Consider the following 7,511-nt stretch of genomic DNA (forward strand, 5'->3'; position numbering starts at 1 on the left):
TATGTTAGCTGTCCAGTGATATTCAGTGAAAATGGCTGGCACTACAAAAACTGAACTATCAGGATCATTCTCAAATTCCTGTATCTTTGTCTCACCGTTGTACCAACGTTTAATTCTCGAAAACACGATAACCTCCAACGTTCGGCTTCAGGGGCCGGCGCGTAGCGACGGTCCCCTGGAAGCGGTAGTTGGAATGTGTGTGGTGGTTGCGCTGCCTCTGCCAGTGAACGGAGAGACCTGCTGTTGACTTGGGCGAAACTGCCGGACTCGCCGCCGCCTGACCCTGCCGGATTTTTCTCTGCCGTTTCACCGTAGCGGTCCACTACCGTCTGCCCCGCCGAAACCTGCTGATTGTGCTGACTGCCTGAATCGCCACCGCAGTCACGGCCGCTGATGCCACAACGCAAGGGCAACACCGCCAGTTCTTGAACCACCACCGCAGCCGGTGCGAAATGCCACGCGCCACCGAATTTCAACCTTGCCGCTGACGGGTGCCGTGGGGCATTTTGCGCCACCACTGCCGTTGATGAGTTTTTAACCCAATATTCTTGTTGCTGGTCAGGAACCCCAACGTCAGGCTTCAGGGGCTGGCGCGATAGCGACACTCCCCTGGAAGTACCCGTTAGGCATGGCCTTTCGTTTTTTCAATAACCTTTATTGTAGCTATAGGCCCAAGATAGTACGAAATTCCGCCGAGAGCCAAACCAACCACCACCCCAATCGGCCCTACAATCACCAAGCCCAGAAAAGGCGAAAGCACCGTGATAGCTACCACTACTAATAATGCTCCTTTGTGTTTCTGGTAGTATTCTTTGCGCGTTTCCCAACTCAGAGAGCTGTGAATAGTTATTGACTCGTGTAGTGTTAGCTTTACGGTTTTTCCTTCTTTTCCGCATGAAGGGCATGGTCCGCTATGTTCCACCGGAATATCAATGCCGCAATGAACACAGTTTGCTTTTCGTTCGGTTACTTCACCCATGAATTCATTCCTATCTTTTCTAACGTCCGGATTCAGGGACCATCGCTACGTTCCGGGCCGTTCGTTAGGCTTTCTGAGTCGTACGGCTACAAGCATTACCCCAATACCCAAACATAATAGAAATAAAGTGCCCGGTTCAGGAATTGGATCAGCGGCCAAAGCTGTCGCCTGTGCCGCTCCGCCAATATATGAATATGATTTGACTATCGGGAAAATGAAATGCGTTCCCTCCCCAATTTCAACATCTATAGGAATCGTCAGGCCTGGAACATCCATGATTGATTGCGAAAGCGATGTGAATAACGCAAAACCAAGATAAAAAGTTCCGTTATCTCCAAACTGCGCATTTGAAGATTGAGGGCCTATACCAAAACCGAGGTACGGACTGGTTTCCGCTGGAAGTATCATTCCACTTGCGACGACACCAAATGAAAATGGTTTTGAAGGGTCAACAGACAATCCGGGAAGAAAGTTTAGGCGGGTTAGCGGGGCTGTCCCTAAATTCAAAAATGCAACCAACACTGCATCACCGTTTACGATATCCCCAGTGTGTGGGTCAAATGTGCCTAACGTAATAGGGTTTGGTCCTTCGTTACCGAAAGACGAAAGACTAAATGCAACCCCGTCGGTATTTGGCAAAATTTCAATCCCTGATGCTGAAAATGTCGAAAAGCTAAGAGGTGCACTCATTGTCACCTGTGGACATAGCACCACAAAGAAAGCATACAGAGATAACATCACAATTTTTTTCATAGTTACCCTCTCCTAACGTCTGGCTTCAGGGGCCGGCGCGATAGCGACGGTCCCCTGGAAGTAAGAGTTAGGTTCCGACACTCTTGCGTGAAGCGTAATGCTTGTTGAGGTATTCGGCTCGGAGATCTGCTGAGCGTGCTTCAAGGGTACGACTGGCAGCGAAAATGGTTTGCGCTAGAAGTGCCTTTAGGGCAACACGATCAGTGTTCGAGTCGTAGTTCCAGTCAGAAGGCGCATCAGTCACGAGAGCTTCTGCGCGTGCAGCCCAATGTGTGTGCGAAAAGTAGGACCAGTAAAGCTCGGGCGGGACATCATTGAACTCGATACCTACGTTAAGATAGAAACGCCACTTGACGCCCGTGCCGTTCCATGAGCTGCCCTGAACATTGAAACGTTCTGTGTATCCGGAACGTGAACGAGAGAACGTGCGCCCTTGCTTACGATATCCAGCGGACTTGAGATACTCAGTCTGCAGTTCGGATAGTAGAGTGTCGAGCCAGCGCTTCATGTCCACCAGTTGCTCCTAACGTCAGGCTTCAGGGGCCGGCACGTAGCGACGGTCCCCTGGAAGTACCCGTTGGAAATCAGGCTGCCCGCGAAAGAGGATGCACTTCCTTTTCCAGCCTATCCTCAAGCGCTTCCAAGGCAACTTCCATATCGTAGTGTGACTGCAGGTTGAGCCAAAACTGTGCTTCCATGTTGAAATACCGTCCGAGCCGTAGTGCGGTATCGGCAGTGATGGCCCGGCGGCCATGAACAATTTCATTGATACGCCTGGGAGTTACTCCGATATCTTTTGCAAGCCGGTACTGACTGATTCCCAAGGGTTCAAGAAATTCCGCAAGGAGAATTTGACCAGGATGAATGGGAGGAAAATCGCGCTTTGCCATGATGACCTCTCAATGGTAGTCGGCGATCTCAACGTCGTGGGCATCGCTACCCTGCCACACGAAACAGATTCGCCACTGTTTGTTGATACGTATGGTGTACTGATCTTCCCTGTCGCCGCAAAGAGCCTCCAAGTGGTTCGACGGTGGGACACGGAGTGTTTCGAGGAGACTGGCCGCGTTAAGTATCTTCAGCTTCATTACCGCAGCCCGCTGGATTGTCTGCGGCAATTTTGCTGAAAACCGTCCGTAGAAGAGCTTCTCGGTCTCTTTGCACTTGAAGGACTTGATCATGGTTTCAATGTTATCGCGAAGGGATAATATCGTCAAGCGACATTGCACGGGAAAGGGGAGAGTGCGCTGCTTCCAACGTCAGGCTTCAGGGGCCGGCGCGTAGCGACGACCCCCTGGAAGTGGAGGTTGGGCTAGTGGCTCAGTTTTGCACTTGCAAGTCGATTAAGGCTCACGCGGGCTTCGGCGGCCTCTATTGCAAGCTGACGATGCACCTCCGGCGGAACACGAACCATGAATTTGCCGCTGAAATGTTTGGTAGATAGTGGCTCTGGGACTTGCTCCCCGTTGCGAACCATGTCCTCTACCACCTCAACGACAACCTTGCGAATGCCCTTGAGGGCCGATTCGGGAGAGTGAGCAAGCCAGCTGAGTCCTGGAAACTCAGCGCAAAGGCCAACGTATTCAGCGTCTTCTTCGGACCAGGTAACCCGGTAGGTATACTTGTCATCTTTCCGTGCCATGTTCGATCTCCAACCTCTCTATTGCCTTGAGTACCTGTTTGACCTGGTAGGCTTTTGCGTACCCTTTACTGTTCTGGATGTTTACGCGCGGGTCACCAATCCACGGCGTTTTGTAGACACGGTGGCTTCCGCTTGTTTGCCGTGCCTGCCCGAAGTAATGATCGCAAACCTTGCAGAGGTCTGCGAAGCGGACGCCACTGGGGTTCTCACGCATTTTTTCGATCAAGTCGGCAAGGGTAGCCATAAATTCAAAGTATCACTATTGATATCACTGGTCAAGGGTGGGATCGCGAGGACCAACGCATTCAGAATGAGCGGCGGCGCAGCCGTCCGTCTCTACCCGTCTCGTTGGGCGCCTGTTTCGGATTACCGGTTGACTCTACTAATTTTTGTTGTTACATTTAATCCATGATCATCGAGTTCGATACAGCTAAAAGGGATAAGACTCTGCTGGAGCGGTGTCTTGATTTTGCTGATTCTGGGAAAGTTTTTCAGGGTCTTCATTTTACTGCTCCCGATGATCGTTTTGATTATGGAGAGAAGCGCTTCATAACCGTCGGAACCCTTGATGACCGGATCGTGGTTCTTGTCTGGACTCCAAGGAATGAGGCCCGACGAATAATCTCAATGAGGTACGCCAATGACCGCGAAATCAGCCGGTACAAAAAATATCTTCGTTGATCCGGACGATGCTCCGGAACTCACCGATGAATGGTTCGAAAAAGCAGACCTTATGGAAGGTGCTCACGTCGTCCGGCGTGGACGCCCCGCTGGCAAAACCAAGGAGTCACAGACAATCCGCTTTGATGTCGATGTTTTGGCTGCTTTCAAGGCTACAGGTAAAGGGTGGCAGACAAGAATTAACAATGCCCTCCGTGAGTGGCTGAAAGAGCATCCCCTTAATCAGTCTTAAAATTCCCTAGTTTTCTGCCTTTTGGGTCTTTTCCTTTTTCTCGCCCAACGTCAGGCTTCAGGGGCCGGCGCGATAGCGACGGTCCCCTGGAAGTGCGGAGTTGGACAATGTGTCATGCTGCCAGTTCCTGCAGCACTTCTGGATGTCGAGTAGCTACCTTGAGAAGCGTTGCAGCAGCCCCTGATGGTAATTTTCTGCCCTGCTCCCACTCTTGCAGCGTTCTGACGGAAACTCCGAGAAGTTTGGCGAAGGCTGACTGAGAGAGACCAGTTGCAGCCCGAGCAAGGGCCACCTGGGCTCTCTCGGAGGAAATAACCTCGTCCTTTTCAACAGTGCCGTCGCGCCTCGTGACAACTCGGCGCACAGTGCCATCCGGTTGGGGAATAAATTCTGTCTTTCTGGACCACTGCCCGCGCTTGGCCTCATGCAACGCCTGAAGAAGCTCTGCATTCAAGTCGCGGGTCTTTTCCCACGATGCCAGTTCGGTTTCAGACAACTTAGTCATGATTGAAACTCTCCTTGATTTGCTCAGTAAGCCTGGATCAATATTTTCCTGGACGTTTTTCGCATACATGGTGACGAGGACAATCTGTCCTTGAGTAAGCCTCAAAAAGTAGATAACCCGGACACCACCTCAGATAACCCGGACACCACCTCTCTTGCCGCGTCCCTGTACAGCCCATCGTAATTTACGGCAGCCGCCCGAGCGGGGGATGACATCACCCGCATCAGGATTGACTGCCAAATAGGCCTGAAGGGAAATGAACTCTTCATCATCCAAGTATCTATCCCGAACTGATGCGAACGGATGCAATTCAATGAATTGGAACATAGATAAAATGTACGCCTAAAGCGGATAGCGGTCAAGGAGCTTTCTGGAGGAAATCTTGAAGCCCAACGCCTGAGATCAGGAGCCGGCGCGATAGCGACGGTCCCCTGGAAGTTACAGTTGGGGCGGGCGTCATTTCAGGCTGCCCGCCCCATTTCCTCCCGTATTACCTTGCGTAGCGTTTCTTCAAGGGTGTCGGTACCCTTGGCAAGATATTCCTTGAGAGCATCATTGATCATGGTCTGATAACCTTTCCCGGAAGACTCGGCGCGTGCGCGGAACTCTTCGATGACGCTGTCGTCCAGGTAAATGGTAATCCTGGTTTTCCCCGCCTGCGGGACCACCGCTCCACGTTTTGCTTTAGAAAAATCGTATTCAGCCTTCATAGTAAGCCCTCTCTTTGGCACTAGCACGGCGAGCTGAAATCAACCGGACTTCTTCGCCGCGATAGGCAAAAACGACCACAAGAATTGTACCTGTGGCATCTGTGCCGATGGAAACGAAACGTTGTTCACCTTCGGCATCTTCATCTTCGCTGGTCAAGGCCATAGGATCAAAAAGCACGGATTCTGCATCGGAAAACCTGACGCCGTGTTTTCTGAAATTCGAAGCTGCTTTCTTCCGATCGAAGGTGATTTTCATATGGGAAATGCTATACATATTTTATACATATGTCAAGGTGGGGACTGATGAGGTGCTTCACCCAACGTTTGGCTTCAGGGGCCGGCGCGATAGCGACGGTCCCCTGGAAGTACCCGTAGGAACAGTTCAAGACACTTTCGAAAGGACGTCCGTTGCCCACTGGTTGAGACTCATCCCGTGCGCTTCGGCCATCATGGCAGCGCGAGCGTGAACTTCGGGAGGAACACGCAACATGAGTTTTCCTGAATATGGCCGTTGCGGTGCTCGGCCCAGTTTCTCGCACGTTGCCAAATAGTCGTCTACGGCCTCCTGAAATGCTTCGCGCAACTCCTTGACGCATTCGGCGTGAAAGCCGATGACGTCCCTGATTCCAGCGATCCGACCAATAAAGCAACCGTCTTCCTCGCTGTACTCGATTCGAGCTGCATACTCTTTGTAAGTCATCGTGCTCATGGTGTTACTCCCGCATTCTCCAAAAAAGTCCGTGCATCGCGCACCTGATAGGGTTTCGCCTCCTTTGCCGGATGCGGGCGATGAAACGTGCCGACAACGCCGTTCAAAACGAAGCGAACCCGCGACCCGCTCCCCTCGATAGTCTGTGCACCCAGTGCAATGAACAACGACTCGATACGACGCCATTCTAACGTTCCGGGAACCGGCTGGGCAAAAATGGCTTCAAGGGTCTTGCGGTGTGATTTGTTCATGGGAAAAGAATAGCAAGGAGAGACGGATGGTGCAATCAAATTATGCTATCACGCCCTATTTCCAACGTGCAAGCTCAGGGGCGCGCGGCTTTTGGCGCGTCCCCTGCAGCGACGGGTTGGGCGATTGGTGGTTGGCTTTGAAGCCCGGTGCAGAGACCCAAAACAACGATTATCGCAAAGGCTGCTGCAAAAAGACCTACAACAATAAGGAGATGCCAGCATACAGGTGGTAGATGCTGACTGTCAGCTCCCCTCGCCGCGTTCCAAATGTTGCGCGGCGACGATTCGCCATCGCGCGCGGCGTCGGCGCGTGCAAATGTGCGGTTGATGTGCCTGCCGTAGTCGCGGACTACTATTACAGCGTGCACAAGAAGGGCAAGGCCAATGAGTCCCATGCTTACAAGCACTCGAGGATGTGCAATGCTTTTCAGGCCTTCTTCAAAACCTTTGGTGACAGCAAAGCCCACAACCGCACTGGCCAGCCCAAGATTCCAAGTGACCACTTGAAACATCGATTCTTTTAGCTTACTGCCCCTTTCCTCGAAGAACTTCCAAAGATCAACGGAAGTTGTCGAATCCGGCTGGGATACTTTGATTTCTGTAGTCATGCTGTGTTTCCCCTGTCACTTATGACTTTGATAACCCCGTCCTCGAATGGCTTGTATGGCCCAACGTTGAGCTTCAGGGGCTGGCGCGATAGCGACAGTCCCCTGGAAGTACCCGTTGGGGCTAGGCAGTGTATGAATTGACTTCAAAGGATGCAAACCAGCCAACCAATAAACAGTAATAGCGGTGGCAGCCACAGACCACGATTCGATGGTTGCCATAATTGTTGCGTTTCATGACTTTTTCGTGACCTGAAGTGATTGAAGAGCAAAATTGATACGCTGATCAACCATGCAATTAGAAATACATTGAATGATATGCCTGCTATCTCGTTCCAGAAGGTGAATCTCTCTGGGTCGCCAATTCCACTTTTGTCTAGGGCACGATCTGATTTCCAAGCTGCTACCACAAAAGTGATTCCAGCCAACGCTTGTATTACCAGA

The 7,511-nt window shown here is 51.6% G+C and carries 16 protein-coding genes; 2 read left to right on the forward strand and 14 right to left on the reverse strand.

The genetic code is table 11. From position 1 onward, the window contains the following. Positions 1 to 622 precede the first annotated feature (622 nt). From RCH91_RS12435 to RCH91_RS21475, 7 genes are all read right to left on the reverse strand, one after another. On the reverse strand, positions 623 to 979 hold the full coding sequence (locus RCH91_RS12435; RefSeq protein ID WP_306535283.1) for a hypothetical protein: 357 nt from the start codon (positions 977 to 979) through the stop codon (positions 623 to 625). Positions 980 to 1,024: 45 nt separating this feature from the next. After that, positions 1,025 to 1,732: a PEP-CTERM sorting domain-containing protein gene (locus tag RCH91_RS12440; protein ID WP_306535284.1), complete on the reverse strand. Its 708-nt coding sequence runs from the start codon at positions 1,730 to 1,732 to the stop codon at positions 1,025 to 1,027. A 67-nt stretch (positions 1,733 to 1,799) separates the two neighbouring features. Next, positions 1,800 to 2,240, reverse strand: coding sequence for a DUF4304 domain-containing protein (locus RCH91_RS12445; protein ID WP_306535296.1), 441 nt, complete (start codon positions 2,238 to 2,240; stop codon positions 1,800 to 1,802). A gap of 76 nt (positions 2,241 to 2,316) precedes the next feature. Then, positions 2,317 to 2,622, reverse strand: coding sequence for a HigA family addiction module antitoxin (locus RCH91_RS12450; RefSeq protein ID WP_306535285.1), 306 nt, complete (start codon positions 2,620 to 2,622; stop codon positions 2,317 to 2,319). 9 nt (positions 2,623 to 2,631) lie between these two features. Continuing rightward, the gene (locus RCH91_RS12455; RefSeq protein ID WP_306535286.1) at positions 2,632 to 2,913 is read right to left on the reverse strand and encodes a type II toxin-antitoxin system RelE/ParE family toxin; all 282 of its coding nucleotides are present in this window, start codon (positions 2,911 to 2,913) and stop codon (positions 2,632 to 2,634) included. A gap of 131 nt (positions 2,914 to 3,044) precedes the next feature. After that, a complete protein-coding gene (locus RCH91_RS12460; RefSeq protein ID WP_306535287.1) occupies positions 3,045 to 3,374 on the reverse strand; it encodes a type II toxin-antitoxin system HicB family antitoxin in 330 nt (109 codons plus the stop codon). After that, positions 3,358 to 3,618, reverse strand: a complete 261-nt coding sequence (locus RCH91_RS21475; protein WP_373694389.1) for a toxin HicA — start codon at positions 3,616 to 3,618, stop codon at positions 3,358 to 3,360. The genes RCH91_RS12460 and RCH91_RS21475 overlap by 17 nt, the downstream gene beginning before the upstream one ends. Positions 3,619 to 3,782: 164 nt before the next feature. Here RCH91_RS21475 and RCH91_RS21480 point away from each other — a divergent pair, with 164 nt between their 5' ends. Together RCH91_RS21480 and RCH91_RS12465 are read left to right on the forward strand one after the other, a co-directional pair. Beyond that, the gene (locus tag RCH91_RS21480) at positions 3,783 to 4,055 is read left to right on the forward strand and encodes a BrnT family toxin (RefSeq protein WP_373694390.1); all 273 of its coding nucleotides are present in this window, start codon (positions 3,783 to 3,785) and stop codon (positions 4,053 to 4,055) included. Next, complete coding sequence (locus RCH91_RS12465; protein WP_306535288.1) at positions 4,015 to 4,287, forward strand: BrnA antitoxin family protein; 273 nt, start codon at positions 4,015 to 4,017, stop codon at positions 4,285 to 4,287. The genes RCH91_RS21480 and RCH91_RS12465 overlap by 41 nt, the downstream gene beginning before the upstream one ends. A 112-nt stretch (positions 4,288 to 4,399) precedes the next feature. Here the strand turns inward: RCH91_RS12465 and RCH91_RS12470 are convergent, their stop codons facing one another. The 7 genes from RCH91_RS12470 to RCH91_RS12500 all read right to left on the reverse strand — a co-directional run. Continuing rightward, positions 4,400 to 4,792 carry a DNA-binding transcriptional regulator gene (locus RCH91_RS12470; protein WP_306535289.1) on the reverse strand — a complete coding sequence of 131 codons (393 nt, stop codon included), beginning with the start codon at positions 4,790 to 4,792 and terminating at the stop codon, positions 4,400 to 4,402. Positions 4,793 to 5,253: 461 nt separating this feature from the next. Beyond that, positions 5,254 to 5,502, reverse strand: a complete 249-nt coding sequence (locus RCH91_RS12475) for a BrnA antitoxin family protein (protein ID WP_306535290.1) — start codon at positions 5,500 to 5,502, stop codon at positions 5,254 to 5,256. Next, positions 5,492 to 5,758 (reverse strand): BrnT family toxin, encoded by a 267-nt coding sequence (locus RCH91_RS12480; protein WP_306535291.1) that lies wholly within the window; start codon positions 5,756 to 5,758, stop codon positions 5,492 to 5,494. The genes RCH91_RS12475 and RCH91_RS12480 overlap by 11 nt, the downstream gene beginning before the upstream one ends. Before the next feature lie 126 nt (positions 5,759 to 5,884). Then, a complete protein-coding gene (locus RCH91_RS12485) occupies positions 5,885 to 6,211 on the reverse strand; it encodes a type II toxin-antitoxin system HicB family antitoxin (RefSeq protein ID WP_306535292.1) in 327 nt (108 codons plus the stop codon). Beyond that, complete coding sequence (locus RCH91_RS12490) at positions 6,208 to 6,462, reverse strand: type II toxin-antitoxin system HicA family toxin (protein WP_306535293.1); 255 nt, start codon at positions 6,460 to 6,462, stop codon at positions 6,208 to 6,210. Before RCH91_RS12490 ends, RCH91_RS12485 begins: the two co-directional genes overlap by 4 nt. A gap of 74 nt (positions 6,463 to 6,536) precedes the next feature. Further along, positions 6,537 to 7,070, reverse strand: a complete 534-nt coding sequence (locus tag RCH91_RS12495) for a hypothetical protein (RefSeq protein WP_306535294.1) — start codon at positions 7,068 to 7,070, stop codon at positions 6,537 to 6,539. 143 nt (positions 7,071 to 7,213) lie between these two features. Continuing rightward, positions 7,214 to 7,511 (reverse strand): hypothetical protein (locus RCH91_RS12500; RefSeq protein WP_306535295.1); only part of this gene is annotated, 298 nt, incomplete at its 5' end.

This window comes from Geobacter sp. (assembly GCF_030834625.1).
In the GTDB taxonomy this organism is placed as follows: domain Bacteria; phylum Desulfobacterota; class Desulfuromonadia; order Geobacterales; family Geobacteraceae; genus Geobacter.

What these genes read in the sequence shown, in the direction of transcription:
- RCH91_RS12435 (WP_306535283.1), bottom strand. Translation starts at nt 979, where the DNA reads ATGGGTGAAGTAACCGAACGAAAAGCAAACTGTGTTCATTGCGGCATT.
- RCH91_RS12440 (WP_306535284.1), bottom strand. Translation starts at nt 1,732, where the DNA reads ATGAAAAAAATTGTGATGTTATCTCTGTATGCTTTCTTTGTGGTGCTA.
- RCH91_RS12445 (WP_306535296.1), bottom strand. Translation starts at nt 2,240, where the DNA reads ATGAAGCGCTGGCTCGACACTCTACTATCCGAACTGCAGACTGAGTAT.
- RCH91_RS12450 (WP_306535285.1), bottom strand. Translation starts at nt 2,622, where the DNA reads ATGGCAAAGCGCGATTTTCCTCCCATTCATCCTGGTCAAATTCTCCTT.
- RCH91_RS12455 (WP_306535286.1), bottom strand. Translation starts at nt 2,913, where the DNA reads ATGATCAAGTCCTTCAAGTGCAAAGAGACCGAGAAGCTCTTCTACGGA.
- RCH91_RS12460 (WP_306535287.1), bottom strand. Translation starts at nt 3,374, where the DNA reads ATGGCACGGAAAGATGACAAGTATACCTACCGGGTTACCTGGTCCGAA.
- RCH91_RS21475 (WP_373694389.1), bottom strand. Translation starts at nt 3,618, where the DNA reads ATGGCTACCCTTGCCGACTTGATCGAAAAAATGCGTGAGAACCCCAGT.
- RCH91_RS21480 (WP_373694390.1), top strand. Translation starts at nt 3,783, where the DNA reads ATGATCATCGAGTTCGATACAGCTAAAAGGGATAAGACTCTGCTGGAG.
- RCH91_RS12465 (WP_306535288.1), top strand. Translation starts at nt 4,015, where the DNA reads ATGACCGCGAAATCAGCCGGTACAAAAAATATCTTCGTTGATCCGGAC.
- RCH91_RS12470 (WP_306535289.1), bottom strand. Translation starts at nt 4,792, where the DNA reads ATGACTAAGTTGTCTGAAACCGAACTGGCATCGTGGGAAAAGACCCGC.
- RCH91_RS12475 (WP_306535290.1), bottom strand. Translation starts at nt 5,502, where the DNA reads ATGAAGGCTGAATACGATTTTTCTAAAGCAAAACGTGGAGCGGTGGTC.
- RCH91_RS12480 (WP_306535291.1), bottom strand. Translation starts at nt 5,758, where the DNA reads ATGAAAATCACCTTCGATCGGAAGAAAGCAGCTTCGAATTTCAGAAAA.
- RCH91_RS12485 (WP_306535292.1), bottom strand. Translation starts at nt 6,211, where the DNA reads ATGAGCACGATGACTTACAAAGAGTATGCAGCTCGAATCGAGTACAGC.
- RCH91_RS12490 (WP_306535293.1), bottom strand. Translation starts at nt 6,462, where the DNA reads ATGAACAAATCACACCGCAAGACCCTTGAAGCCATTTTTGCCCAGCCG.
- RCH91_RS12495 (WP_306535294.1), bottom strand. Translation starts at nt 7,070, where the DNA reads ATGACTACAGAAATCAAAGTATCCCAGCCGGATTCGACAACTTCCGTT.